Annotated in this window: 21 protein-coding genes; 11 read left to right on the plus strand and 10 right to left on the minus strand. The window is 70.4% G+C overall.

Annotated features, from left to right (window positions below):
- Positions 1–162 precede the first annotated feature (162 nt).
- Positions 163–2,178: a hypothetical protein gene (locus AB0I59_RS29930; RefSeq protein ID WP_358138232.1), complete on the plus strand. Its 2,016-nt coding sequence runs from the start codon at positions 163–165 to the stop codon at positions 2,176–2,178.
- Between the two features lie 82 nt (positions 2,179–2,260).
- Here AB0I59_RS29930 and AB0I59_RS29935 read toward each other — a convergent pair whose 3' ends face one another.
- A complete protein-coding gene (locus tag AB0I59_RS29935) occupies positions 2,261–2,701 on the minus strand; it encodes a sterol carrier family protein (RefSeq protein ID WP_061260035.1) in 441 nt (146 codons plus the stop codon).
- 326 nt (positions 2,702–3,027) lie between these two features.
- Here AB0I59_RS29935 and AB0I59_RS29940 point away from each other — a divergent pair, with 326 nt between their 5' ends.
- Positions 3,028–5,109 (plus strand): PhoX family protein, encoded by a 2,082-nt coding sequence (locus AB0I59_RS29940; protein ID WP_358138234.1) that lies wholly within the window; start codon positions 3,028–3,030, stop codon positions 5,107–5,109.
- Between the two features lie 70 nt (positions 5,110–5,179).
- Here the strand turns inward: AB0I59_RS29940 and AB0I59_RS29945 are convergent, their stop codons facing one another.
- The gene (locus AB0I59_RS29945) at positions 5,180–6,607 is read right to left on the minus strand and encodes an MFS transporter (RefSeq protein WP_358138236.1); all 1,428 of its coding nucleotides are present in this window, start codon (positions 6,605–6,607) and stop codon (positions 5,180–5,182) included.
- Positions 6,608–6,686: 79 nt separating this feature from the next.
- Between AB0I59_RS29945 and AB0I59_RS29950 the strand changes: the two genes are divergently transcribed.
- Entirely contained in the window at positions 6,687–7,349 is a 663-nt protein-coding gene (locus tag AB0I59_RS29950) for a TetR family transcriptional regulator (RefSeq protein WP_061260033.1), read from the plus strand.
- A gap of 22 nt (positions 7,350–7,371) precedes the next feature.
- Here AB0I59_RS29950 and AB0I59_RS29955 read toward each other — a convergent pair whose 3' ends face one another.
- Positions 7,372–8,832 (minus strand): MFS transporter, encoded by a 1,461-nt coding sequence (locus AB0I59_RS29955; RefSeq protein WP_061260032.1) that lies wholly within the window; start codon positions 8,830–8,832, stop codon positions 7,372–7,374.
- 200 nt (positions 8,833–9,032) lie between these two features.
- Here AB0I59_RS29955 and AB0I59_RS29960 point away from each other — a divergent pair, with 200 nt between their 5' ends.
- Positions 9,033–9,833 (plus strand): collagen-like domain-containing protein, encoded by an 801-nt coding sequence (locus AB0I59_RS29960; protein WP_358138239.1) that lies wholly within the window; start codon positions 9,033–9,035, stop codon positions 9,831–9,833.
- A gap of 222 nt (positions 9,834–10,055) precedes the next feature.
- On the opposite strand, the gene AB0I59_RS29965 is transcribed toward AB0I59_RS29960, so the two are convergent.
- The gene (locus AB0I59_RS29965; RefSeq protein ID WP_061260030.1) at positions 10,056–11,222 is read right to left on the minus strand and encodes a PucR family transcriptional regulator; all 1,167 of its coding nucleotides are present in this window, start codon (positions 11,220–11,222) and stop codon (positions 10,056–10,058) included.
- 105 nt (positions 11,223–11,327) lie between these two features.
- On the opposite strand from AB0I59_RS29965, the gene AB0I59_RS29970 reads away from it, so the two are divergent.
- Positions 11,328–13,436, plus strand: coding sequence for a M6 family metalloprotease domain-containing protein (locus tag AB0I59_RS29970; RefSeq protein ID WP_358138241.1), 2,109 nt, complete (start codon positions 11,328–11,330; stop codon positions 13,434–13,436).
- A gap of 77 nt (positions 13,437–13,513) precedes the next feature.
- Here the strand turns inward: AB0I59_RS29970 and purL are convergent, their stop codons facing one another.
- The 4 genes from purL to purS all read right to left on the minus strand — a co-directional run bounded on the left by purL (position 13,514) and on the right by purS (position 17,558).
- Positions 13,514–15,766, minus strand: a complete 2,253-nt coding sequence (purL, locus tag AB0I59_RS29975; protein ID WP_061260028.1) for a phosphoribosylformylglycinamidine synthase subunit PurL — start codon at positions 15,764–15,766, stop codon at positions 13,514–13,516.
- Between the two features lie 49 nt (positions 15,767–15,815).
- Positions 15,816–16,499, minus strand: a complete 684-nt coding sequence (gene purQ, locus AB0I59_RS29980; RefSeq protein ID WP_061260027.1) for a phosphoribosylformylglycinamidine synthase subunit PurQ — start codon at positions 16,497–16,499, stop codon at positions 15,816–15,818.
- Between the two features lie 214 nt (positions 16,500–16,713).
- Complete coding sequence (locus AB0I59_RS29985) at positions 16,714–17,190, minus strand: ATP-binding protein (RefSeq protein ID WP_228645867.1); 477 nt, start codon at positions 17,188–17,190, stop codon at positions 16,714–16,716.
- Positions 17,191–17,312: 122 nt separating this feature from the next.
- Complete coding sequence (purS, locus tag AB0I59_RS29990) at positions 17,313–17,558, minus strand: phosphoribosylformylglycinamidine synthase subunit PurS (protein ID WP_061260026.1); 246 nt, start codon at positions 17,556–17,558, stop codon at positions 17,313–17,315.
- A 2-nt stretch (positions 17,559–17,560) separates the two neighbouring features.
- Between purS and AB0I59_RS29995 the strand changes: the two genes are divergently transcribed.
- The 6 genes from AB0I59_RS29995 to AB0I59_RS30020 all read left to right on the plus strand — a co-directional run bounded on the left by AB0I59_RS29995 (position 17,561) and on the right by AB0I59_RS30020 (position 23,390).
- Entirely contained in the window at positions 17,561–18,052 is a 492-nt protein-coding gene (locus AB0I59_RS29995) for a hypothetical protein (RefSeq protein ID WP_358138244.1), read from the plus strand.
- Positions 18,053–18,323: 271 nt separating this feature from the next.
- Positions 18,324–19,427, plus strand: coding sequence for a pyruvate dehydrogenase (acetyl-transferring) E1 component subunit alpha (gene pdhA / locus AB0I59_RS30000; RefSeq protein ID WP_082777483.1), 1,104 nt, complete (start codon positions 18,324–18,326; stop codon positions 19,425–19,427).
- Positions 19,424–20,398: an alpha-ketoacid dehydrogenase subunit beta gene (locus AB0I59_RS30005; protein WP_061260022.1), complete on the plus strand. Its 975-nt coding sequence runs from the start codon at positions 19,424–19,426 to the stop codon at positions 20,396–20,398. The genes pdhA and AB0I59_RS30005 overlap by 4 nt, the downstream gene beginning before the upstream one ends.
- Before the next feature lie 15 nt (positions 20,399–20,413).
- Positions 20,414–21,781, plus strand: coding sequence for a dihydrolipoamide acetyltransferase family protein (locus AB0I59_RS30010; RefSeq protein ID WP_358138246.1), 1,368 nt, complete (start codon positions 20,414–20,416; stop codon positions 21,779–21,781).
- Between the two features lie 239 nt (positions 21,782–22,020).
- Positions 22,021–23,031 carry a TIGR04500 family putative peptide maturation system protein gene (locus AB0I59_RS30015; RefSeq protein ID WP_358138248.1) on the plus strand — a complete coding sequence of 337 codons (1,011 nt, stop codon included), beginning with the start codon at positions 22,021–22,023 and terminating at the stop codon, positions 23,029–23,031.
- A 65-nt stretch (positions 23,032–23,096) separates the two neighbouring features.
- Positions 23,097–23,390 carry a Dabb family protein gene (locus AB0I59_RS30020; RefSeq protein ID WP_061260019.1) on the plus strand — a complete coding sequence of 98 codons (294 nt, stop codon included), beginning with the start codon at positions 23,097–23,099 and terminating at the stop codon, positions 23,388–23,390.
- A gap of 13 nt (positions 23,391–23,403) precedes the next feature.
- On the opposite strand, the gene AB0I59_RS30025 is transcribed toward AB0I59_RS30020, so the two are convergent.
- Together AB0I59_RS30025 and AB0I59_RS30030 are read right to left on the minus strand one after the other, a co-directional pair.
- Positions 23,404–23,628 carry a hypothetical protein gene (locus tag AB0I59_RS30025; RefSeq protein ID WP_061260018.1) on the minus strand — a complete coding sequence of 75 codons (225 nt, stop codon included), beginning with the start codon at positions 23,626–23,628 and terminating at the stop codon, positions 23,404–23,406.
- Positions 23,629–23,792: 164 nt separating this feature from the next.
- On the minus strand, positions 23,793–25,628 hold the full coding sequence (locus AB0I59_RS30030; RefSeq protein ID WP_061260017.1) for an acyl-CoA dehydrogenase: 1,836 nt from the start codon (positions 25,626–25,628) through the stop codon (positions 23,793–23,795).
- Positions 25,629–25,998 lie beyond the last annotated feature (370 nt).

Below are 25,998 nucleotides of genomic sequence, written 5' to 3' on the forward strand. Positions count from 1 at the left end.
CTTGAGTCTATTTCGGCCTTCTCCCTGCTCGCGCACCCGGGTACGGAAAGTCTCGGGGAAACGATCGACTGGGCTTTGCCGTGTCGCCCGGGTTGCGCCGCCGCCCTCCGGGAGAGCCTTGGGTCTCCGGCATGCCCAACTCTGGTCCGGGAGAGAGCGACCGTGACGACACCTGAGAACCCCGCGTGGGAGCCCGCGCGCGACCAGCGGCCCGAAAACGAGACCCGCCCGGACGAGCAGAGACTGGTCCTTCCGGTGAACTCATGGGACGAACCCGATCTTGAAGGCTCCTGGTGGGAGCCCTCCGGATACCGGGAGCCCACCCCGGCCCAGCCCGGCGAAAACCGGCCGTCAGCCTTCGGCGAAATCGCCGGCGAAGCGTCGCGTACGGACGACCGGCCGGTCTCCACCCCGGGCGCGGGTGATCTGAGTGGCACCTCTGGCTGGGGAGACCGGAGTGACCGGCGCCGCGCCGAGCCGGGCGAGCCGGACCTCGGCGAGTGGACCGACTGCGGATTCTCCGACGATCTCGCGGCGACGGACCCCGGCTACCGGTCGTGGGCGGAGCCGGAGACCACCTGGGAGAGCCTCAAGGCGTGGGCGGCACAGGATCCACTGGCGAGCGATTACCCTCCTGTCGCCCGCACGACCCCGTCTTCTGAGCGTCCGGTGACGGACCCCGGCGGGGAGGGAGGGGCGGCAAGCGTGCCACCGACGGCCATCCCGTCCCAGATCCCGCCCTCGCACATTCCGCCGTCCCAGGTCCCGCCCTCGCACGTTCCGCCGCCGCAGGCTCCGCCGTCCCCGTCCCCGGCGGCGTCTCCGGGGTTGCCGCAGGCGCCTTCGCACATTCCGTCGCAGGCCGGCCCGCAGGGACCGGGGGCGTACCCCGAGTCCTCGGCCGACTCCTCCACGGGATCGTGGAGCGACCCGTACGCGGGACCCCAGACCGGTGCGCACACGACTCACTATCCGGGAGCTCACTCGGGCCCCCAGACAGGTTCGTACGCGAGCCCGCCCATGGACGCTCCGCGGGTTTCCCCCACCGGCTCCGACGATTACACGGTGGCCTATCCGTCCGACATCCCGACGCCGGTGCCTCTGAGCGGATGGGCTCCACCCGTCCCGCCGGGCCCGTTCACCCCGCCGCTCCCAGCGCCCCCGGCGCCTCCCACGCCGCCGACGCCGCCGACACCACCGGCTCCGCCGCGCTCGGAGTCGCCGATCGTCTCCGCGGGCGGCTCCGGGGTGCTCCGTGACACGGACGCCTTCCAGAGCGTCGCCCAGGGGCGGCCGCCGACGACGAGCCCCGTCACCGGGGCGGACTCCGCGATCTGCGAACACTGCGGAATGCCGCAAGGGACCACGCGGTCCCCAGGAGTCACTCCCGGGGCAGCCGGGGTCGCCGCGACGACCGGGCCCCTCGCCCAACTGGGGCTGTCCGCCGGAGAGGACCGGGCCACCGGCAACGGCGCCGGCTCCAACGGCGGAGGCCACGTACAGGTGCTCAGGACGAGCACCCAGGACGAGCCGGTCAACTGGGGAGGCGGCGGGGAGGACTACGTCCGGGTCTACGGAAAGGACTCGGGCACTCAGGGCCCGGAAGAGCCGCAGGGCCGTCCGGGCGAGCCCGGCGAGGGAGTTCCGGGCGCTCCGCGACGGCCCGAGGAGGGCCGGCCCTCTTCGGAACGCTTCGGCGACCGGATCCCTCCCGGCAACGGCGGGAACCTCGCGGCCGACGGGGGCGGGCAGCCGCCCTCGGGCGACCGGCCGGTCTATCCCGGCGAGCCGGGAAGGTACGGCGGCGGCCCCGGGTACTACCAGCAGCCGCCGAAGCGGGGCGGCGGGCTGGGCACGGCCGCGATGGTGCTCGGCATCGTCAGCATCGTCCTGCTGTTCGTCTGCGGCATCGGTACGGTCACCGCGGTCGTGGGCGTGATCCTCGGCATCGTCGCGCTCGCGACCGGCTCCAGCAAGAGCCGCGCCGTCACGGGCATCGTTCTCAGCGTCGTGACGCTCGTCCTCGCCGCCGTGATCGGGGTCGTGTTCTACAACTGGTTCCAGGCCAAGGGGCTCGGCGAGTGTTTCGACATCAGGACGCATCCCACCCAGGCGTCGACCCAGCGCTGCATCGAGGAGAAGCTGAGCGGGTCCGCCCTCTCCGGCCTCACCGGCTGACGCGCCCTGACACATGGAAGACCCCGCCTGGCGTCGATCGCGGGCGGGGCCGGGGCGATCACGGGCTGGGGGAGCCCCCGGATCAGGGAAGCGGGAGGTAGGCCGACAGGTCGGCGCGCGACCCGCTGGCGGCGATCCGGCCCGAGGCCAGCGCGGTGTCCCAGGAGACGCGACCGGTGGCGAGCTCCAGCCAGGTGCGCGGATCGGTCTCGATGACGTTCGGAGGGGTGCCCCGCGTGTGGCGCGGCCCCTCGACGCACTGCACCGCCGCGTACGGCGGAACCCGCACCTCCACCGTCCGGCCCGGAGCGAGCGCGGCCAACTCGTCGAGCAGGTGCCGTACGGCGAAGCGCGCGGCGTCCCGAAGAGGGGTGAGGCCGCCCGCGTACGCCCCGAGCACGCTCGCCACGCAGGCTCCGGGAGCGGCCGAGTCGGGTCCGGCGAACGGCGGTTCCCCCAGGGCCGTGAGCTGGGCGTCGAGGGCGGCACGGACCTTCGCTGGGTCGAGTTTGCGCGGCGGCATCCGCCCATTCTCCCCGCACCAGTTGCACCCATTCTCCCCGCACCGGCTGCACCCGTTCTCCTCGCACCGGCTGCACCCATTCTCCCCGCACCGGCTGTGACCGGCCTCCTTGCGCCGGTCGTGACCGCTCTTCCCACGCTGGCAACGACCGGTCCTCCCGTACCGGTCGTGACCGCCTCCCTGGGTCGGTCGTCGGATGGGGGCGCGCGTAGGGGTTCATCAGCTGGGTAACTGGGGTTCACCTCGGGTTCGAGCGGCAGCCGTACCTTCCGACGGAGAGCCATCCCGAGTGCTCGACTACCGCTCGAAACCCCCATGGAGGAGCTGTGGCGAATCCGTCGCCGCGCCGGGTCCTTCCGCTGCTCGACGCCCCGCACAAGGGTGGCCGCAGTGCGATGACCTGCCGTTTCCGTTGTGGCAACGCCTGTGATCACGGCGTGCCGAACACCACCGACAACGAATATTTCGGCGACCTCGCCGCGGCCGCCGTCTCGCGCCGTGGCGCGCTGAGGGCGGGCGCGCTCGGCGCCCTGGTCGTCACGGCGGGCGCGGCCGGCATGGCGGCGGCCGTACCGGCCGCGGCGGAGCCCGACGCCTCGGCGGCGGCCTCCGGGAAGCACGGCAAGCCGGGGAAGGGCGGGCTGGCGTTCACGCCCGTCGCCCCGAACACCCAGGACGCCCTTGTCGTGGCCGACGGTTACGAGTCCTCCGTGGTCGTGCGCTGGGGAGACCCGGTGACGGAGGACGCGCCCGCGTTCGACTTCGACAACCAGACCGCCGAGGCGCAGGCCAGGCAGTTCGGTTACAACTGTGACTACGTGACGTTCTTCCCGCTCGGCCCGAACCGGGGCCTGCTGTGGGTGAACCACGAGTACACCAACGAGGCGTTGATGTTCCGCGGCTACACCGACGGTGGCGCCGCGCCGGTCGAGCAGATCAAGATCGCGCTGGCCGCCCACGGCGGATCGGTCGTGGAGATCCGCAAGAACGGCTCCTCCGGACGCTGGGAACTGGTCACCAAGGGCCGCCGTCGCTACAACCGGCGGATCACCGCCCAGACGCGCTTCACCATCAGCGGCCCCGCCGCCGGAGGCGACCTGCTGAAGACCGCGGCCGACCCGTCCGGCCGGACCGTGTACGGCATGCTCAACAACTGCTCGGGCGGCACGACGCCGTGGGGCACCGTTCTCACCTGCGAGGAGAACTGGAACCAGTACTTCGTCGGTGCCAACGGCGTGCCCGAGGAGCAGAAGCCATACCTGACGAGGTACGGGCTGAGCACCACCAGCGCGATCCCCAGCGGCAGCCGGCGGTTCGACCGCGTCGAGGAGCGCTTCGACCTGGCCAAGCACCCGCACGAGGTCAACAGGTTCGGCTGGGTCGTGGAGATCGACCCGTTCGACCCGACCTCGACCCCGGTGAAGCGGACCGCCCTCGGACGTTTCGCGCACGAGGCCGCGACCACGACCCTGGCCAAGGACGGCCGGCTGGTCGTCTACATGGGCGACGACGGCCGCTTCGAGTACCTCTACAAGTTCGTGTCCACGAAGCGGTACATCCACGGCTTCGACCGGCACAACCGGAGTCTGCTCGACGAGGGGACACTCTACGTCGCGAAGTTCACCGGGGACAGCCCCGCGGCCGAGATCGACGGCTCCGGCAAGCTGCCGTCCGACGGCGCCTTCGACGGCTCGGGCACGTGGATCCCGCTGGTGACCGGCTCGAAGTCGCACGTGCCGGGCATGACGGCCGAGGAGGTGCTCGTCCACACGAGGCTCGCGGCCGACAAGGTCGGCGCGACCAAGATGGACCGGCCGGAGGACGTCGAGCGCAGCCCGGTGACCGGGGCGGTCTACGTCGTGCTGACCAACAACAGCAACCGCGCGGCGGCCAACGTCGACGAGGCCAACCCCCGGATCGGCAACAAGCACGGGCACATCATCGAGATCGTGGAGGCGGGTGACGACGCGGGGCGTACCACGTTCGCCTGGTCGATCCCCCTGGTCTGCGGCGACCCCAAGGACCCGGGGACGTACTTCGCCGGGTTCGACAAGACGCAGGTCTCGCCGATCTCGTGCCCGGACAACATCACCTTCGATGCGGAGGGCAACCTCTGGATCTCCACCGACGGCAACGCGCTGGCCGCGAACGACGGTCTGTTCGCGATGCCGCTGCGCGGGTCGGACCGCGGCCACGTGCGGCAGTTCCTCACGGTTCCGTTCGGCGCGGAGACCTGCGGCCCGCTGATCAGCCCCGACCAGCGCAGCGTCTTCGTCGCCGTGCAGCACCCCGGTGAGATCAACGGCGCGACTCCGGACAACCCGTCCAGCAGGTGGCCCGACGGGACGCAGCCGCGTCCGTCCGTCGTGGTGAGCTGGCACAAGCAGGGCAAGAAGATCGGTTCCTGACGGCGGTCCTCCGTACGGCCGGCGCGGCGCGGCGCCGGCCGTACGGGCTTCCGGGCTCGCTCGTACGGGGTCAGCCGACGGGCTCGGCGACGGGAGCCTCGACCGCCGCCGCCGCCGACGCCGGCGCGGTACGGCGGGTGCGCAGGGAGTAGAGGCTGACCGGCACGCCGACCAGGATGATCGCCGCGGCGATGAGCAGGGTGAAACGGTACGCCTCCAGGAAGGTGTGCATGGGCGCCCCGGTCAGGGAGCTCTGCCGGTTGCTCATGATCGCCCCGAGGATTGTGATGCCGAGCAGCCCGAACACCTCGCGGGAGACGTTCAGCACGCCTGAGGCCACTCCGGCCCGGTCGGCGGGCATGACGTTCAGGACGACGTTGGTCAGCGGCACGAGCAGCCCCGCGCCCGCGCCGTACAGCAGGAACCAGGGCAGCAGGTCGAGGTAGCCGCTGTTCTCGCCCGCGCTGGACAACCAAGCGATCGCGACGGCCATCACGCCGAGCCCGGTGGCCACGGTGGGCGCGGTGCCGAACCGCCCGGCGATCCGGGGCGAGGTGGCCGCGACGGCCGCCGTGAGCAGGGCCATCGGCACGAACGCCGCGCCCGCCTCGATGGGGCTGAATCCGAGGGCGCTCTGCAGGTAGAGCGCGGTGAAGAAGTAGATGCCGAACACCCCGAACGACCACAGTCCCTGGGACAGCATGCCTCCGACGAAGACACGTACGCGGAACAGCGAAAGGTCGATCATGGGCTGGCCGGTACGGGACTCCGCGACCACGAAGGCGACCGCACCGGCCGCCGCGAGGCCGAACGCCCCGAGAATCGGCGCCGAACCCCATCCGCGCGACTCGCCCTCGATGAGCGCGTAGGTCAGCGCGAAGAGGGCGACCGCCGAGGACACGAGGCCGGGCAGGTCCAGGCCGGTACGGCGACGCTCCGCCCGCGGCACGCGGATCGTCAGGAAGCCGAGGATCGCGGTTAGGGCGCCGATCGGCGCGTTGATCAGGAAGATCCAGCCCCACTGGGCGTTCTCGCTGAGCAGGCCGCCGGTGAGCGGGCCGACGGCCAGCGCGAGGGCGCCCACCGCGCTCCAGATGCCGACGGCCGTGGCGCGCTCGCGCGGATCGGGGAAGATCGCACGGAGGATGGCGAGCGCGGTCGGGGCGAGCATGGCCGCGCCCACCCCCTGGAACGCGCGGGCCGCGATCAGCGTTTCCTGGCTGCCCGCCAGACCGGCCGTCACGGACGCCACGGTGAACACGCCGAGACCGGCGAAGAAGGTGGTCCGCACGCCCAGGACGTCGGCGAGCCGGCCTCCGACCAGCAGCAGCCCCGCGAACACCAGAATGTACGCGCTGACGATCCATTCCAGTCCGGAGATCGTGAGCCCCAGGTCGCGCTGGATCGTCGGTAGCGCCACGTTGACCACGTTGTTGTCGAGGTAGGTCATGAAGGTCGCGAGCGCGACCGTGACCAATGCCCACCATCTTCTCTGCATGCTGTCTCTCCTATACGGCGTACCTGTACGGCGTACATGTACATTGCATAGGAGAACTTGTACGTCGTATAGTTGTCAAGTGGGATCCGAGAAGCTGTCCAGGGAGACCCTCGTCGAGCGGGCCGTCCTGCTCGCCGACGCCGAGGGGCTCGAAGCCGTCACCGTCAGGCGCCTGGCCCAGGAGCTCGGCGTCACACCGATGGCGCTGTACTGGCACGTCAAGAACAAGGACCAGCTCCTCAACTGCCTGGCCGACCACCTGCTCGCGGAGGTCACGCCGGAGTTCGACCCGGCGGCGCCGTGGAACGTGCGCGTACGGGCGATGGTCGAGGCGCTGGTCGCGGTGATGCGGCGGCACCGCTTCATGCCCGGCCTGCTCGGGATGGTCGTGAAGGACGAGCTGGCCAGCTTCTCCCGGGCCACTGACACGGCGCTCGACCTGCTCCGCCAGGCGGGGTTCACCCTCCAGGAGGGGTACCTGGTCGCCACGTACCTGCTGCACGGGGCGATGATGCTCGTCGACCACGAGCCCGGTTGCCCACCCAGCGTGCCGCAGGAGCAGGCGGCCGAGTGGCGGCGGCAGAAGCGGCTGGCCCTGGAGTCCATGCCCGCCGACCGGTACCCGCGAATCGTCGAGTACGCCAAGACCGTCGAGGAGGAGATCGACGTCGAGCGTTACTACACGTTCGGCCTCGATCTGCTGCTGGGCGGCGTCGAGGCGCTGGCCGCCGCGCGGCGTTGAGCCATCGGGCCGGGCGGGAGGGTCAGGAGACGTCCGGCACGACTGTCCCGCCGCGGCGGGGTGCGCGGGCGAGCGCGGAGAACACCGTGCCGAGCACCGCCAGCCCGAACAGCACGGCGTAGGTGCGCCAGAAGCCCGTCATGAGCTGGTCCAGCGCCACGGGACTCAGCCGTGAGAGCGTCCCCGCGTACACCTGGGAGCGGAGCTCCGGGCTGACCGCGCTGGTCAGGATCCCGAGCGTGAGCGCGACGCTGACCGCGACCCCCGTGTTCATGGCCATCAGGCGGAAGGCGTTGACCACGCCCATGTTCTCCGCCGGCAGCCCGCTCATGACCTGGGTGGTGTTGCCGGTGAGGAACGTTCCGCTGCCGCAGCCGGTCATGAACAGCCCCGCCGCCAGGATCCAGTACGGCGTGGCGGGGCCGGACCCGAGAAGCAGGATCAGCAGCCCGGCGACGCAGAGCACGCTGCCGCCGAGGGCCAGGGCGTACGGGCCGACCCGGCGGCCGAGCGTGCCCGACACCGGCGAGCCGAGGCCCATCCCGAGCGCCACGGGGAGCACGCCGAGACCGGCGGCCAGCGCGTCGGCTCCCCGCGCGGTCTGGAAATACAGTCCGGCGAGCAGGATGAGCGACGCCCGCGCCACGGCGTTGCAGAGTGTCGCGAGGTTGGCCATGAGGAGCACCCGCTCGCTGAGCAGGCGGAAGTTCAACACCGGGTTGACGGCCCGGCGCTCGGCCGCCACGAGCACCGGCACCAGTGCCAGCGCGATCAGCCCGGCTATCAGGCTGCCCTCGCTGACCGCGAACAGCGTCGCCGACAGCGCGGCGAACACGATCAGGTTGCCCGCGCCGTCGAGCGACTGGCGGGGGCCGGACACGGGCAGCCTGCGCAGGGTGAACATCCCCCAGAGCAGGGCGAACAGCCCGGCGGGCACGTTGATCCAGAAGATCCATCGCCAGCCGAGGGTGTCGGCGATGAGCCCGCCGAGTGTCGGCCCCGCGAGCTGGGCCACCGAAAGGACGCCGAAGTAGAAGCCCATGCCCTGACTCAGCCGGTCCGGAGGGAAGGCGTCGGTCAGGATGAGGGTCCCGTTGGCGATGATCATCGCCGCTCCGAGGCCCTGCACCGCGCGCAACGCGATCAGCAGACCCACGTCGGGCGCGAGACCGGACAGCAGCGAGCCGGCCGTGAACAGGGCGAACCCCACGAGGTAGACCTCTCGCTTGCCGAGCAGGTCGGAAACCCGGCCGAAGAACACCAGCGTCGCGGTGTTGGTCAGCATGTACGCCAGCAGGATCCAGTTCGACGCCAGCGGACCGGCGTCGAAGTGCCGTACGACCGCGGGCAGGGCCACGTTCAGGGTGCTGCCGCTCATGCCGATGAGCAGCATCCCGAGGGAGGTGACGGAGCAGACGCGCCAGGCGTACCGAAGAGCAGGGGCGTAATCCGGCATATCGGGCTCTAGCGGGACGCTCACCATGCCCGCGATTCTCATGTACGGCGTACGTGTGATGACAGGGCGATCCCGTATGGCGGGACCCGGACGCGGGATCCATCGGTACGGCAGAGACTGAAATAAACTTGTGATGTTTGGCCGGTCATCCTGTGGAACGGTCGAAACGTCCCTTTAGCACCAAGAGTTTTCGAGCACTCACTCTTGCTTTCAGAAGGGATGCCTCCGTGGCTATCAAGTTGCCGGGTGGACGCACGATCGGTGTTCTGACGGTCGGCGCACTCGCCGGATCGTTGTTCGTGGTGGGCGGCATGGCCAGCGCCTCCTCCGCGTCCTCGGCCTCCAAGGTCATCTACGGCTGTGTGAACAAGAAGACGGGCTACGTGCGGATCGTCAACGCGACGACCACCTGCAAGCCGACCGAGTACAAGACCTGGTGGAACCAGACGGGTCCGGAGGGTCCGGTCGGCGTCGGCGGCACCGGCGCGACCGGCCCGCAGGGTCCGCGCGGCCTCCAGGGGCCGAAGGGCGACACCGGCGCGACCGGCCCGCAGGGTCCCCAGGGCCTGAAGGGCCAGGACGGCAAGGACGGCCAGAACGGCGCCCAGGGTCCGAAGGGTGACACCGGCGCCACCGGTCCGAAGGGGCAGGACGGCAAGGACGGTGCGCCCGGCAAGCAGGGCGAGCCCGGCAAGCAGGGCGAGCCCGGCAAGCAGGGCCCGCAGGGCCCCAAGGGCGACACCGGCCCCGCCGGCCCGCAGGGCCCCAAGGGCGAGAAGGGCGACCCCGGCACGGGCGGATCGGTCAAGCCGACGGTCGTGACCGATCACTTTAACTTCGGCGGACAGCGCGAATCCAAGATCGTTTACTGCCCCACGGGGAAGGTCGCCACGGGTGGCGGCTTCACGATCAAGGAAGGCAGCGCCTCCGGACAGATCTACGAGAGCGCTCCCTTCGGCAGCTCGCCGGGCGGCTGGAAGGTCTCCGGTAAGAACGCCGAGGGCACCGCGTACGCCATCTGCGTCTAGCCTGAGCCGCGTCGGAGCGAGTGAGCGCGGCGGACACCACGAGGCCCGCCGCCGCTCATGCCCGCGGACGTGCGCGGGTGGCGGCCCGCCGCCACAGCGAAGAAACGAGTGAAGGCCCTTCCGGACATCGGGTGCCGGGAGGGCCTTCATTCATGGGCGACGGTTTCGGGCCGCGGGCCCGGATCGGGTTCTCGCGCGTGGAGGGCGCTGCCGCCGGCCGGATCACCCGGTCCCTTCCGGTGAGAGCACGGACGAGGGGTGGTAACGGCCGGACAGCCGGGCCAGCTTGAGGCTGAGATGCAGGCTCAGCCGCTCCACGCCGTCCCTCAAATCGGTCTCCGCCAGCTCCTCGACCCGCTGGAGCCGGTAGTAGAGCGACGTACGGTGCAGGCGCAGGCGGCGCGAGGTGGCCTGCGCGTTGCCGGCGAGATCGAGGTAGATCTCCAGCGTCTCCAGCAGCGGCCGGTGCTGGGCGTCGTCCAGCAGCTTCTCCAGGCCCGGGTGAAGGTTGCCACCGGGAATCCCGGTGAGCATGCGGTAGACACCGAGCCGGGTCCACTCCGCCGAGCGCCCGAGTTCCGGCACCTTCGCCGCGACCTCGGCGGCGTGCAACGCCTCCTCGTACGACTCGGACGCACGCGAGAGCGAGGGGCGCGGCCCGCCGATCCCGATCAGGATCGGCGCCCCCAGAGCCGCGCGCATCTCCTCGGGGAAGGCGGTGGTGCCCGCGGTGAGCAGGACACCGTGGTCGTAGCGCACCAGGTGCAGGGGATGGTGCCCGGACAGGCGCCGCCGTACGGCAAGCAGCCCGCGCTCCAGCGTCAGCCGCAGCGCCTCGTCGGCTTCGGCGGACAGGGGCCTGGCGACCGCCACCGTGACCGGGGCGGCGGGAGGGAAGGCGCCCGCCTCGACGAGGGTCCGGGCGGCCTCGGCCTCCCCGCGCAGCAGGCCCGTGACGGCTTCGAGTTCCCGGCGCGAGGCCAGACCGGAGGCCAGGCTCTCGTGGAAGAGGGCGAGGGCCAGCGCGGGCACGGCCGCCGTGGTGACGGCGATCTCCGCCTCCGTCATGGCGGGGCCGACGTCGACGAACCAGAGGAAGCCCAGCGGCCGGCCGTCGTGCCGTACGGGGACGCAGATCCGCGGCAGCAGCCCCAGCTCGGCGGCGCCGGGTGTGCGCAGTGGGCCGGTCGCCTCGTGGATGCCTGCCGCCCGCAGGAAGGCGCGCACCTCCGGGGTGGTGTGGCGGCGCAGGATCGAGTCGCGGCGGACGTCGTCCATCGGCCCGTCCTGCACGCTGTAGGCGATCACGCGCTGGTGGCCGTCCTCGAGCAGCAGCGGCCGGCCGAGGCGCAGGGCGAGCTCGTCCACGATGCGCTGCAGATCCGCCACCTGGCCTCCATCTGGACATTTCAACATCTGTAGGAGGAATGTCCGTCGGTCTTCCCTACATGTGACCGATGATCTGCGTCAAGGCGGTATATAGCGTCTTGAATCGTGAAAGCCCCCAAGAAGCTGCTCCAGTGCCTGCTGGCGGCCATCGTGCTGGCCCCGGCGGCCCTGGCGGCGACGCCCGCGTCCGCAGATCCCTCCCAAGATCCCGAGCATCCGTGGCGGCGTGACCACTGGCCCCAGACCCAGCCCTGGCAGCGGGACCAGCCCGACGAGTCGCAGGCGCTACGCGGCCGCCCCTCGCGGGTCGTCGCGCCCATCGACCCGCAGAACTGGAAGAACCCCGACCACATGACGTGGGCGGATTACACGAAGATTCCCGGCACGAACTGGGCCGACCCGGCCGTCAAGGGGTCCGCGCGCACCTTCAAGGGCGCGCTGGTGCTGCTCGACTACCCCAACCAGTCGTTCGTCGTCACCCGGCCCCAGGGCTCGACGGTCTTCGGCAACCCCAGTGCCGAGGCCAACAACATCCCCCGTGACCAGGTGGCCCGGTTCTACCAGGACTTCCTGAACACTCCCAACCAGCTCAACAAGGGACACACCATCCACGAATACTGGATGGAGGACTCCGGCGGCCGTTACGGCGTCGAGCTGACCGGATTCGGGCCGTACACCATGCCGGGCAAGTCGCACGAGTACGCCATGGAGTACCAGCGCGACGCCTGCCCGGCGGGGGACACCTGCACCAAGAACCTGCGCACGGACGGCAACGCCGCCTGGCTCGCCGACGTCGGCCAGGAGGTGGCCGACGGCTTCGACTTCGTCTTCTACGTCAGCGCCGGGCAGGACGAGTCGTCCACCTGGCAGGAGTTCGGCATGATGAAGTTCCCCACCAAGGAGGACGTCACCGACGAGTTCGGCCCGCCGGATCCGAACCTGCCCAACTGGTCGAAGACCCGCTACGTGGACTGGACCTCCTGGGCCTCGGGCTCCACGTTCTGGCCCAACGCCCGCTTCGGCGTCGACTCGGTCCAGACCGAGAGCTCCGGCATGGGGGTCTACGCCCACGAGCTGAGCCACATCATGGGCATCGCCGACAACTACAACAACCCCTATGGCACCCCGATGCGCCGGGCGTACACCGGCATCTGGGAGATGCTCAGCCGCGGTAGCTTCAACGGGCCCGGTGGCCCGCACAGCCGCTGGCTGATCCCGCCCACGGCAGGCGCGTCGATGGGCGCCCAGCACATGCTGCGCAACAAGATCAAGCTGCAGATGGTGGACGAGCGGAACGTGCTGCGCCTGTCTCGCGACGCGCTCGACGACTCCGGTCTCGTCGTCGCCACGGTGACGGCCCGTGCCGCCGAACCGGGCAAGAACGGCCTGATGGGCGTCAACATCTCCTTCGACACCGGCGACAAGTCCACCGGCTCGTGCGACACGCGGACCGACCCGCTCTGCGACGGCGGCAACTACAACAACTACACGGTCGAAGTCGTCGACCGCATGGGGACCGACTCCTTCACCCCCGACTCCGGCGTGCTCCTGACCAAGACGAAGAACCAGGACAGCGCCCCGTTCGAGTGGGTGATCGACGCCAACCCGCAGGACATCGGGATGACGGACTACGTGCTGCCGGACGGCACCAAGGTCCCGATCACCATCGGCGACTACCGCCAGCTCTCCGACGCGCTCTTCCACGCGGGCACCGACTCGGGCAGCCAGTACGAGTATGTGGACCAGGCCAACCGCCTGCACTTCTACGTGATCGACGTGCGGCGCGACGCCAAGGGGATCCTGTCCTACACGGTCGCCATCCGCTCGCTGGACGGCGCGGGCCCGCAGCAGCGCGGCGTCAAGCTTCTTCCGGGCGCCGGCGTCCCCGCCGCCGAGAAGGGCACGTCGATGTGCCGGTTCCCGCTGTTCAACACCGGTAAGGCGGCGCCCGCCCAGGGGCAGCACCCCGAGGACGTCAGCGCGTACCTGAACAGCGACGTCTACCGGCTCAAGGCCGAGGTCGAGGGGGCGGGCTGGACCACCATCACGCCCAACGCGCTCGCGACCATCGACTCCGGAGAGCACAAGACCGTCACCGTGTTCGCCCAGCGGGCCGACGGGGGCAGCAAGCACGCCACCGTCAAGCTCACCGCCACCTCCGAGAGCGACCCGACCAAGACGATGACCGCCATCTGCCACGCCAACGGCCAGTAGCGGAAATCACGACCCTCTGAGAAGAAGGCCCTTCCGGATCTCGTGTCCGGAAGGGCCTTTCGCCGTTGTGGCCGAGATCAGCCGAAGATCGCGGGCAGCGCTCCGGCGTGGGTCTCGCGCAGCTCCGCGACCGGGATCTCCAGAGTGCCCTCGACGACCAGCGAGGTGCCGCCGGTCGTGCCGAGGCCGTAGCAGGGGACCTCGTGCCGGCCGCACAGCTCGGCCAGCGCCTCGAACGCCTCCGGCCGTACGCAGACGAGCGCACGGGACGCGGACTCGCTGAACAGGTCGACGAACGCGTCGTCGCCGGGCAGCGAGACCGTGGCGCCGACGCCCCGCGCGAGGCACGCCTCGGCGAGGGCGATGGCGAGACCGCCGTCGGACAGGTCATGGGAGCCTTCGAGCAGCCCCTGCTCGGCCGCCGCGACCAGGACCGACGCGAGCCCGCGTTCGGCCTCCAGGTCCACGGCGGGCGGAAGCCCGCCCAGGTGGCCGTGTGTCACGTGGGCCCACTCGGAGCCGCCGAACTCGTCGCGCGTGTCTCCGAGCAGAACCACGCGCAGGTCCCCGGCCGGGAATCCGGACCTGACCCGCTTGGCGACGTCGTCGATCACGCCGAGCACGCCCACCACGGGCGTGGGGTGGATCGCGGTGGAACCCGTCTGGTTGTAGAACGAGACGTTCCCACCGGTCACCGGCACGCCGAGGGTCTTGCACGCGTCCGCGAGGCCGCGCACGGCCTCCGCGAACTGCCACATCACCTCGGGGTCCTCGGGCGAGCCGAAGTTGAGGCAGTTCGTGACCGCGAGCGGCGCCGCACCGGTGACGGCCACGTTCCGGTACGCCTCGGCGAGGGCGAGCTGGGCCCCGGCGTAGGGGTCGAGCCTGGCGTAGCGGCCGTTCCCGTCCGTCGCCAGCGCGATGCCCCGGGTCGTCTCCTCGGCGCCGGGCATGACCTCGGAGATCCGCAGCATGCCGGCGTCGGCGGGCTGGGCGAGGACGGTGTTGCCCCGGACGTACCGGTCGTACTGGGAGGTCACCCACTCCTTGGACCCGAGGTTCGGCGAGCCGAGCAGCCGGAGCAGGGTCTCGCGCAGGTCCTCGGGACGCGGGAGCCGCTCCGGGCCGTCGGCGTTGAGCGCGGCCTGGCCCTCGGGCTCGTGGAAGGGGCGCTCGTAGACCGGGCCCTCGTCGGCGGCGGTGCCCGGGGGAATGTCGACGATCGTCTCGCCGTCCCACGTCATCACGAGCCTGCCGGTGTCGGTGACCTCGCCGATGACCGTCGCGGGCACGTCCCACTTCTGGCAGATCGCCATGAACGCCGGGATGTCCTCGGGCGTGACGACGGCCATCATGCGTTCCTGCGACTCGCTCATCAGGATCTCCTCGGGCCGCAGCGTCGGGTCGCGCAGCGGGACGAGGTTGAGGTCGACGGTCATGCCGCCGGTGCCCTTGGCGGCCAGCTCGGTCGTCGCGCAGGACACGCCGGCCGCGCCGAGGTCCTGGATGCCGACGACCACGTCGGCCTGGTAGAGCTCGAGGCAGCACTCGATGAGCAGCTTCTCCATGAACGGGTCGCCGACCTGGACGGCGGGCCGCTTGGCCTGCGACTCGTCCTCGAAGGTCGCGGACGCCAGCACGGACGCGCCGCCGATGCCGTCGGCGCCGGTACGCGCGCCGAACAGCACGACCTTGTTCCCGGGGCCGGGAGCGGTGGCGAGCTTGATCTGGTCCTTGCGCAGCAGGCCCACGCAGAGCGCGTTCACGAGGGGATTGCCGATGTAGCAGGGGTCGAAGACGACCTCGCCGCCGATGTTGGGCAGGCCGAGGCAGTTGCCGTAGTGGCTGATGCCCTCGACGACGCCCGGCAGCACCCGCCGTGTGTCCTGCTGGTCCGCGCCGCCGAAACGCAGCGCGTCCATGACCGCGATCGGCCGGGCGCCCATCGACATGATGTCGCGGACGATGCCGCCGACGCCGGTGGCCGCGCCCTGGTGCGGCTCGACGTACGACGGGTGGTTGTGCGACTCGATCTTGAAGGTGGCGGCCCAGCCGTCGCCGACGTCGACGACGCCCGCGTTCTCGCCCATGCCGACCAGCAGGGCGTCCGACTTCGGGGCCTTGGTGCCGAATTGGCGCAGGTGCACCTTGGACGACTTGTACGAGCAGTGCTCGCTCCACATGACGGAGTAGATCGCGAGCTCCGAGCCGGTCGGCCGGCGGCCGAGGATCTCGCACACCCGCTGGTACTCGTCCTGCTTCATACCCAGCTCGGCGTACGGCATGGGCTCGTCGGGCGTCTCGGCGGCCCGCTTCACGGAGTCTGTCATCGAATACCTCCAGCGTGGAGACCCCGGGCTTCAGCTGTGGGGAGTGAAGTCACGCGTTCACCAGCTTCTTGAGGATGGAGGTGAAGAAGCCCCGGCCGTCCACGCTCGGCGCGCCGGTCAGGTCCTCGACCGCGTGCTCGGGGTGGGGCATGAGGCCCACGACGTTCCCCGCCTCGTTGGCGATCCCCGCGATGTCGTTGAGGGAACCGTTGGGATTGCCGCCGACGTACCGGAACACGACCCGCCCGGAGCTCTCCAGGGCCGAGACGGTGTCCGCGTCGGCGACGTAACGTCCCTCGCCGTGCTTGACCGGCAGCACGATCTCCTGGCCGGCCTCGAAGTCGGACGTCCAGGCGGTGGAGGTGTTCTCCACGCGGATGCCCTGGTCACGGCAGATGTAGTGCAGGCCCTCGTTGCGGGTGAGCGCGCCGGGCAGCAGGTGCGCCTCGCAGAGGATCTGGAAGCCGTTGCAGGTGCCGAGGACCGGCAGGCCCGCGCGGGCGGCCGGGATCAGCTCGTCCATCAGCGGGGCGAAGCGGGAGATCGCCCCGCAGCGGAGGTAGTCGCCATAGGAGAACCCGCCGGGAAGGAAGACCGCGTCCACCCCCTTGAGGTCGTGGTCGGCGTGCCAGAGCGGCACCGCCTCGGCTCCCGCGAGCCGTACGGCACGGGCCGCGTCCTGGTCGTCGAGTGTTCCGGGAAAGGTGACGACGCCCACTCGGGCAGCGTTCATGACAGGTCCCCCACGGTTCCCCTCCAAGGCATGGGCGCGCGCACGCCACCGCCTCTTCACGGGCGGCGGTCTGTGGCGGTACGCCTCAGGTTATCGGGTGAAGCCAAAACCGCCCTAGCTGAGGCGGGCGATCTCCGCGCGAGTGGCCCCTGCCGGGGGCGGACGGCCCGATCGGACGGCGGCGAACCGGCGGTCCAGGGTCAGCGGTCCAGGGTCAGACGGCGGCGAGCTGGCGGTCCAGGGTCAGGAAGCGCGCGACGGCGTCCTCATCCCAGGAGAGCTCCTTGCTGAGCCTGACGGTGGTGCCGCGGCCCGGCGTGATGTCGAAGGAGATCTCGTCCACGACCGACTGCATGATGAGGATGCCCCGGCCGTGCTCCGCGTCTCCGGGAGGGTACTGCCGGGGAATGGTGTTGAGCCCGTGGCCGCAGTCGATGATCCGCACCTCGCAACGGCCCTCGCCGATGGCGACCGTCACGCGGTAACGCTCCGCGGGCCCCCCGTGCCGTACGGCGTTTGCGCACGCCTCCGAGGTCGCCAGGAGGACATCGGACACACAGCTCTCGGTCACGCCCAGCGACCGCAGCGCCTCGCCGAGCACGCGGCGGACCAGGGGTATGCCGATCGCATCCCTGGGTAAAGCCAGCGAGAACTCGATGTCCACCGGACCCCTCCCGGTGTTGAAGGTCACCGTGAAAGGCTTCCCCGAGGAATCCGGGCTAACCGCAAAATGACGCGCCTGTTATTCAGTGGTCGCGCCAATGTTACGTCTTAGGTGCTTTGTCGGTCTTTTGATGTGTGAAATGTGCTGTTTTACCGCTCCACGCGAACGGTGAAATCCTCGATCACGGTGTTGGCCAAAAGGGTTTCGGCCATCTTTCGGACCTCGGAGAGGGCGGCCTCGTCGGCCTCGCCCTCGATCTCCACCTCGAACCGCTTGCCTTGACGTACGTCCCGGACCCCGGAGAAGCCCAGCCGGGGCAGTGCGCCGGCGATGGCCTGGCCCTGCGGGTCGAGAATCTCCGGCTTGAGCATGACGTCGACGATGACGCGCGCCACTGATGTCCTCCTGGCCTGGTGTCCGGTGTCGCGGTCAAGCGTATCCGCAGGCGCGTGGTCTCACCCCCGGCGCCCCGGCGGGCGGCACCTTCCTCCGCGACGAGGGCGGGCAGCTCACCGGCGTGGTCCTCGGCTCCGCCATGGAACTGCTGCTGCCGCTCGCGGTGGACATCGGCTGCCACGGGCCCAACTTCCACACGGACCTGCCGACCGAGCGGCTCCTCTCGTGGCTCACCTCGGCGGGGGAGACCTACCTGTCCGCAGGGGTGACCACCGTGCGCGATCCCCAGGTCTCCCGGCGCGAGCTGAAGACCTACCGCGCGGCGGGCACCCTGCCGGTCCGCACGATCTGCATGCCCCCCTCGCACATGCTGGACGACCTGGACGGCGGATCGGCTCCCTCACGCCTGGAAGGCTGGCTGACGTGGTCGTCCTCGGCCGGGTCGTCGACTCACTCGGTGCGGACGACCTGGCAGGTGTGGACGCGTGGCTGACTATGATCGACGGCCGGGTGGTGTACCGCGCCGGCTGAGACCTGCCGGGAGTCCTCTCGCGCCCACCTGATGACCATGGTTCGCCCCAGGGGTTCGGGGAACGTGGAAGGGTGGGCGTCGAGAAGGGGCTTGCGCGGCGGGGAGTGGCCTCTGCCACGATGTCCGCATACGCGAGCGGTATCCACACCATGGACGCCGACCGCGTGAGGACCCGGCCGTGGACGGGTGGTGACCCCACACGCGTATGGCCCTAGACGCACAGGAGTGGCACGTGACAGCCGAAGCCCCTCGCGGTGCCGACGCACCCCCGGAGCTCATCCAACTGCTCACCCCCGAGGGCGAGCGGGTCGAGCACCCCGACTACGACATCGACCTGACCGCCGAGGAGGTGCGCTCGCTCTACCGGGACCTCGTCCTGGTGCGGCGCGTCGACCTGGAGGCGGTCGCCCTCCAGAGGCAGGGCGAGCTCGGACTATGGGCCTCCCTGCTCGGGCAGGAGGCCGCGCAGGTCGGCTCCGGCCGCGCGCTTACCGACGCCGACATGGCGTTCCCCACCTACCGCGAGCACGGCGTGGCCTGGTGCCGCGACGTCGACCCGGTGAAGCTGCTCGGCATGTTCCGCGGGGTCAACCACGGTGGATGGGATCCGTACGAGCACAACTTCCACCTGTACACGATCGTCATCGGCTCCCAGACGCTGCACGCGGTCGGCTATGCCATGGGCATCCAGCGGGACGGGGCGGAGGCCGCCGCGATCGTCTACTTCGGTGACGGCGCCACCTCCCAGGGCGACGTGAACGAGTCGTTCATCTGGGCGTCGGTGTTCAACGCGCCGGTGGTGTTCTTCTGCCAGAACAACCAGTGGGCGATCTCCGAGCCGCTGGAGAAGCAGACGCGCATCCCGCTGTACAAGCGCGCCTCCGGGTTCGGTTTCCCCGGCATCCGGGTGGATGGCAACGACGTGTTCGCCTGCCTGGCGGTGACCCGCAAGGCGCTGGCGGACGCGCGCAGCGGCCAGGGGCCCACCTTGATCGAGGCGTTCACCTACCGCATGGGCGCGCACACCACCTCCGACGACCCCACCCGCTACCGCGTCGCGGGCGAGCTGGAGGCGTGGAAGCTGAAGGACCCGATCGAGCGGGTCAAGGCGTACCTCTTCAAGAACCAGCTCGCCGACCAGGAGTTCTTCGACAAGGTCGACGCCGAGGCCGACGCCCTCGGCAAGGACGTGCGCAGACGCTGCCTCGAACTGCCCGATCCCGGCCCGGAGGCGTTGTTCGATCACGTGTACGGTGCGCCGCACGCGCTCGTGGACGAGGAGCGCGAGCAGTACCTCGCCTACCTCGCGGGCTTCGAGACGGGAGCCGAGCGATGACCACACTGACCCTGGGCAAGGCGATCAACGAGGGCCTGCGCCGTGCGATGGAGGCGGACGCCAAGGTCATCGTGATGGGAGAGGACGTCGGCAAGCTCGGCGGCGTCTTCCGTGTGACCGACGGCCTGCAGAAGGACTTCGGCGAGGACCGGGTGATCGACACCCCACTGGCCGAGTCCGGCATCATCGGCACCGCCATCGGGCTGGCGCTGCGCGGCTACCGCCCGGTGTGCGAGATCCAGTTCGACGGGTTCGTGTTCCCGGCCGCCGACCAGATCATCACGCAGCTCGCCAAGATGCCGCTCCGCTCGCTCGGCGCGATCAAGCTGCCCGTCGTCGTGCGCATCCCCTGCGGCGGCGGTATCGGCGCGGTGGAGCACCACTCCGAGTCGCCCGAGGCGTACTTCACGCACACCGCGGGGCTGCGCGTGATGGCCTGCTCCAACCCCGCCGACGCGTACACGATGATCCAGGACGCGGTCCGCTGCGACGACCCGATCATCTTCTTCGAGCCCAAGCGCCGGTACTGGGACAAGGCCGAGGTGGATCTCGCCGCTCCCGGTCTGCCCCTCGACAAGGCCAGGACGGTCAGGCAGGGCGCCGACGTGACCCTGCTCGCCTACGGTCCGATGGTGAAGACCTGCCTCGCCGCCGCGACCGCGGCCGAGGAGGACGGGCGGAACGCCGAGGTCATCGACCTGCGCTCGCTCAACCCGCTCGACATGGGCGTGATCACCGAGTCGGTCCGGCGTACCGGCCGCTGCGTGGTCGTCCACGAGGCCCCGGTGTTCAGCGGCTTCGGCGCCGAGTTGGCGGCCCGCGTCAGCGAGCACTGCTTCTACAACCTGGAGGCGCCGGTGCTGCGCGTCGGCGGATTCTCCACGCCCTACCCGCCCTCCCGGCTGGAGGAGCACTACCTGCCCGACCTCGATCGTGTCCTCGACGCGATCGACCGCGTCTTCGCCTACTAGAGAGGGAGGATTCTCATGCTGCGTGAGTTCAGGCTTCCCGACGTGGGCGAGGGACTGACCGAGGCCGAGGTCGTCAAGTGGCACGTCGCGGCCGGTGACACCGTCACGATCAACCAGACGATCGTCGAGATCGAGACGGCCAAGGCCGTGGTGGAGCTGCCCTCTCCCTACGAGGGCACCGTCTCCGCGCTGATGGTGGCCGAGGGAGAGACCGTCGACGTCGGCACTCCCATCATCTCCGTGGACGTTCCCGCGGAGGAGGGATCGGCCGAGGACCAGGCGCCCATCCCGCCCCCCGAGGGCGCGGTGGAGCCGGGCATGCACGGCGGGCCTGCTCCCAAGGAGGAGCGCAAACCGGTGCTGGTCGGATACGGCGTGAAGCCCGGCACGACCACGCGCCGCCCCCGAAAGCAGCCTCCGGCGCCTGTCCCCGCGTCCGTACCGGCGTCCCTACCGGCTCCGACCCCGGCGCCCGTGGCCGCCCCCGCCCCCGTCGCGGTTCCTCCGCAGGTCGGCCGGGTGTCGGTGCTGGCCAAGCCGCCGGTACGCAAGCTGGCCAAGGACCTCGGCGTGGACCTGTCGACCGTGGCGGGCACCGGCCCCCAGGGATCGATCACCCGTGAGGACGTCCAGGCCGCCGTCGCCGCCCCGGCGGCGGTGCCGTACCAGGCGGCGGCCGTACCGGCCGGCGGGGAGGAGCGCATCCCGGTCAAGGGGGTGCGGAAGGCGACCGCGCAGGCCATGGTCGCCAGCGCGTTCACCGCCCCCCACGTCACCGAGTGGCTCCAGGTGGACGTGACCGAGACGATGGCGACGGTCCGCCGGCTGCGCGAGTTGCCGGACTTCGCCGGGGTGAAGGTCTCGCCCCTGCTGCTGGTCGCGAAGGCCCTCCTCACCGCTGTGAAGCGGCACCCGATGGCCAACGCCACCTGGACCGACGACGCGATCATCGTCAAGCGGTACGTGAACCTGGGCATCGCCGCCGCGACCGAGCGCGGGCTGATCGTGCCCAACGTCAAGGACGCGCACGCCATGTCGCTGCCCGAGCTGGCCCGGGCTCTGACAGAGCTGACCGAGCGGGCGCGCGCGGGGAAGTGCCCGCCCGCCGAGCTGACCGGCGGCACGATCACGATCACCAACATCGGCGTGTTCGGGGTGGACGCGGGCACGCCGATCCTCAACCCCGGCGAGGCCGCGATCCTGGCGATCGGCCAGATCAGGGACATGCCGTGGGTGGTCGACGGGCAGCTCGCCGTACGTAAGGTCACGACGCTGGCGTTGTCCTTCGACCATCGCGTGATCGACGGTGAGCAGGGGTCGTACGTGCTGCGCGATGTGGGCGCCATGCTGGAGGACCCGCTGCGCATGCTCGCCTGGGCCTGACGCCGGGTGCGTGAGGAGGCGACGTCCAGCGGGCGCCCAGCACCCCAAGTCGCCTCCAAGATCGCAACCAGTGAGTCTCAAGCACGACGGCCTAGCGTTCTGCCAGGTGCTCAGGTGGACGGGATCGGTGCGGATCAGAGCCCGCCCACCTGAGTGCCACGCGGACTCGCGCGGCGGGGCTTCACCCAGCCCCCTTTGGACGGCCTCGCCGCGCGGCACCGGCTCATCCGAGGAGAGACGTGAGCATCCCCCTACCCCTGATGCTGGGAGCAGGTGTCGACGACTTCGCTCAGGTCCTCTCCGAAGGCGTGGAACTGCTGCGCGGGTTGCACCGGCGCCGCACCGCCGTACAGGAGGCCCGGAACGCCGTGGCCGAATGGTCGGCCCGGTACCCCGCCGCGCAGGCGCAGCTCGTCGTCGACGTACGTCCCGGGAGCCCGGTCGTGGACTACGACCTCCTGGTGAACCATCCGCGCGGCGGCACTGTCGCGGTCAGCGTCCCCGTGGACGACGGCGTCCCCTGGTTGATCGACCACTCCACCCACTGGGCCGCCGGTTACCTGCTCAGCGTCGACCGGGTGCACGTCCCCGTGGCCGAGGCGCTGGCCATGACGCGTACGCTCGCGCGGCGCGACCAGACGGTGCACGACGAGATCATCGACCAGTGCCTCGTCCACAACGAGGTGCTCACCGACCACGAACCGGTGGGCGACGAGGAGCTCGCGGAGGCCGCCGAGGAGATCAGGCGGGCGTGGCGGCTCCACGACCGCGCGGCCACGCTCGCCTGGCTCGCCGAGATGGGCATGTCGGGACCCCAGTTCGAGGCGTTCATCGCCGGGGCCGCCCGGCGGCGGCGGTTCCGGCGCCGCAAGGAGGCCGAGCTGGCCCCCGCCTACCTCGACACGCACCGGCCCGACTTCGACCTGGTGCGCGCGTTCTGGGCGACCGGCGCCCAGCCGGTGAACGGCGAGTTGCTGCGCGGCCTCGGCGGCCTGCTCGGGTACGGCGAGGCCCAGGTGACGCTGGGCGAGCGCCGGGCCAGGGACCTGCCCGGCCCGCTGCGTGACGCGCCGGAGGAGACGATGATCGGGCCGGTACGCCACGGAGACGGCTATCTCACCGGCATGGTCGTGGAACGCCGGCCGGCCGGGGACGACGCGGCGACCATGGCCGAGGCCGGCGCGGCGGCGTTCGCCGACTGGCTGGCCGCGCGCCGGCGGGCGGCGTCGATCGAGTGGCACTGGTTGTGACCGGATGAACCGGTCGTGGCGTGGCGGTCTAGGCTGACGGGCAGTCACACCGCGAAGGGGAGATCATGATTCGGCACGTCGTGCTGTTCACCTGGACCGAGAACGCCACCGGCGAGCAGAAGGCGGAGGTCGCCGCGCGGCTGAACACCCTGCCCGGGATCATCTCCCAGATCCGAAGCTACGCTGTCGGCCCGGACGCGGGCATCAACGCGGGCAACCACGAGTTCGCCGTGGTCGCGGACTTCGACTCCGTCGACGACTATCTGGCCTACCGCGACCACCCGGCGCATCTGGCGATCATCGCCGAGCACATCAAGCCGATCCTCGCCTCCCGCGCCGCCGTGCAGTACGAGGTCTGACCGCGGGCCGGCCTCAGGGGTTCGGCGGGTGGTTCTCGTGCTCCATCAGGTGGTTCTCGGACGTGGCGCCCCTGCGGGAGCCGAGGACGATGCTGAGGAGCAGGCCCACGCCTCCGACAACCATGAAGATCACGCCGATCACGTCGATGTGCACGGATCGCCCGAGCACATCGGGGTCGATGGCGAACTTCAGGATCGCCCCGAGGGTGAGGAAGAAGAGGCTGACCCCGATGCCCATCGCAGACCTCCGGACGGTAAACAACGCGTATGCCATCCGTCATACCCGGCTCCGGGTGATCTCACCACGCCCGTCGGCGGATACACGACGATCGCGCGCCTCCTCTCGGAGAGGTGACGCGCGATCGGCTGTCTCACCGGCCGCGGGTGCGCGGCCGTACGGGCTCAGAAGGCCTGTTCTGGCAGGTCCATGAGGTCCTGGGCGGTGGCGTCGAGCACGCGGCGCTCGGCGGCCAGCCGGGGCAGGACGGTCTGCGCGAAGAACGACGCGGCGGCCACCTTGCCGGTGTAGAAGGCGGTGTCGGCCTGGTCGGGGGCCTCCGGAGTGCCGAGGGCCGCAAGGGCCACCTCCGCCTGGCGCAGCAGGAGCCAGGACAGGACCAGGTCGCCCAGCGCCATCAGGAAGCGGGTCGTGTTGAGGCCGACCTTGTAGACCTCCTGCGGCGACTCCAGCGACGCGATGGCCCAGCCCGCCATCGTGTCGGCCATGGCCTTGACGTCGGCCGCCGCCTCGCCGAGCAGCGTGCGCTCGGTCTTGAGCCGGCCGTTGCCCGCCTCGGAGCCGGCGAACGTGACGATGTCGCCGAGCAGCGACCCCAGCGCGGCGCCCTGGTTCTTGAGGACCTTGCGGAAGAACAGGTCCTGGCCCTGGATCGCCGTCGTGCCCTCGTACAGGGAGTCGATCTTGGAGTCCCGGATGTACTGCTCGATCGGGTAGTCCTGCAGGAACCCGGAGCCGCCCAGCGTCTGGAGCGACCGGGCCAGCAGCTCGTACGACCGCTCGGAGCCGACGCCCTTGACCAGGGGGAGCAGCAGGTCGTTCATCGCCTCGGAGGCGTGGTCCCTGCGGCCCTCGGCCTCGGCGATCTGGACGGCGTCCTGGAAGGTGGCCGTGTAGATCACCAGCGCGCGCATGGCCTCCGCGTACGACTTCTGGAGCATCAGCTCGCGGCGCACGTCGGGGTGGTGGGTGATGGTCACGCGCGGGGCGCTCTTGTCGCCCGACCTGGTCAGGTCGGCGCCCTGGACGCGGTTCTTTGCGTAGTCCAGCGCGTTGAGGTAGCCCGTGGACAGCGTCGCGATGGCCTTGGTGCCGACCATCATGCGGGCGTGCTCGATGACCATGAACATCTGGCGGATGCCGTCGTGCACGTCGCCGACGAGGTAGCCGATGGCCGGGTGCTTCTCGCCGAAGGTGAGCTCGCAGGTGGTGGACACCTTGAGGCCCATCTTCTTCTCGACGTTGGTGACGTAGACGCCGTTGCGCTCGCGCAGCTCGCCTGTCGGGAGATCGACCAGGAACTTGGGCACGAGGAACATCGACAGGCCCTTGGTACCGGGGCCGTGACCCTCGGGACGGGCCAGCACGAGGTGGAAGATGTTCTCCACCATGTCGTGCTCGGCGCTGGTGATGAAGCGCTTGACGCCCTCGATGTGCCAGGTGCCGTCCTCCTGCCGTACGGCCTTGGCCCGGCCCGCGCCCACGTCGGAACCGGCGTCCGGCTCGGTCAGCACCATCGTCGAGCCCCAGTTGCGCTCGACGGCGAGCTCGGCGAACCGCTTCTGGTCGTCGGTGCCGAGCTCGAACAGGAGCCGGGCGAACGCCGGGCCGCTGCCGAACATCCAGACGGCGGGGTTGGCGCCCAGCACGAGCTCGGCCACCGACCACACGAGGCTGCGCGGGGCGGGGGTGCCGCCGAGTTCCGGCTGCAGCTCCATCCGCCACCACTCGGCGTCCACCCAGGCCTGGTAGGACTTCTTGAAGCTCTCCGGCATCGTGACGGTGTGCGTGGCCGGGTCGAACACCGGCGGGTGCCGGTCGGCGTCCTCGAAGGACTCCGCCAGCGGGCCGGTGGCCAGGCGGTTCACCTCGTCGAGGATGCTGCGTGCGGTGTCCTGGTCGATGTCCTGGAACGGGCCGCCGCCGAGGATCTCCCCGCGTCCGAACACCTCGAACAGGTTGAACTCGAGATCGCGGATGTTGCTCTTGTAGTGGCCCATCTCGTGCGCTCCTAGAAACCAAGGCCGTCGGGGTTACGTACCGGTCAGTAACTCTAGAGGAATGCTACCCGCCAGTAACAGACAATATGCAAGCAATGAGGTGGTATGTCCCACAACGTGGACGGCCGCGAGCCCGCGTGAGCGGAGCGAGCGCCAATGGACACAGTGAGGGGCGCGGCGGGGAAGTAACCGACGAGCGAGTGGGCGAGGTACGAGTCCCGAGTGAGGAGGGCACGAGTCGTCTCAAGGGCGCCGCGAGCCCGCGTGAGCGCAGCGAGCGCCAATGGACACAGTGAGGGGCGCGGCGGGGAAGTAACCGACGAGCGAGTGGGCGAGGTACGAGTCCCGAGTGAGGAGGGCACGAGTCGTC

The sequence above is a fragment of the Microtetraspora glauca genome, assembly GCF_040656155.1.
Classification (GTDB): domain Bacteria; phylum Actinomycetota; class Actinomycetes; order Streptosporangiales; family Streptosporangiaceae; genus Microtetraspora; species Microtetraspora glauca.

What these genes read in the sequence shown, in the direction of transcription:
- AB0I59_RS30010 (WP_358138246.1), top strand. Translation starts at nt 20,414, where the DNA reads ATGCTGCGTGAGTTCAGGCTTCCCGACGTGGGCGAGGGACTGACCGAG.
- AB0I59_RS30025 (WP_061260018.1), bottom strand. Translation starts at nt 23,628, where the DNA reads ATGGGCATCGGGGTCAGCCTCTTCTTCCTCACCCTCGGGGCGATCCTG.
- AB0I59_RS29995 (WP_358138244.1), top strand. Translation starts at nt 17,561, where the DNA reads ATGTCCTCCTGGCCTGGTGTCCGGTGTCGCGGTCAAGCGTATCCGCAG.
- purL (WP_061260028.1), bottom strand. Translation starts at nt 15,766, where the DNA reads ATGACAGACTCCGTGAAGCGGGCCGCCGAGACGCCCGACGAGCCCATG.
- AB0I59_RS30005 (WP_061260022.1), top strand. Translation starts at nt 19,424, where the DNA reads ATGACCACACTGACCCTGGGCAAGGCGATCAACGAGGGCCTGCGCCGT.
- AB0I59_RS30030 (WP_061260017.1), bottom strand. Translation starts at nt 25,628, where the DNA reads ATGGGCCACTACAAGAGCAACATCCGCGATCTCGAGTTCAACCTGTTC.
- AB0I59_RS30020 (WP_061260019.1), top strand. Translation starts at nt 23,097, where the DNA reads ATGATTCGGCACGTCGTGCTGTTCACCTGGACCGAGAACGCCACCGGC.
- AB0I59_RS29935 (WP_061260035.1), bottom strand. Translation starts at nt 2,701, where the DNA reads ATGCCGCCGCGCAAACTCGACCCAGCGAAGGTCCGTGCCGCCCTCGAC.
- AB0I59_RS29955 (WP_061260032.1), bottom strand. Translation starts at nt 8,832, where the DNA reads ATGGTGAGCGTCCCGCTAGAGCCCGATATGCCGGATTACGCCCCTGCT.
- purQ (WP_061260027.1), bottom strand. Translation starts at nt 16,499, where the DNA reads ATGAACGCTGCCCGAGTGGGCGTCGTCACCTTTCCCGGAACACTCGAC.
- AB0I59_RS29945 (WP_358138236.1), bottom strand. Translation starts at nt 6,607, where the DNA reads ATGCAGAGAAGATGGTGGGCATTGGTCACGGTCGCGCTCGCGACCTTC.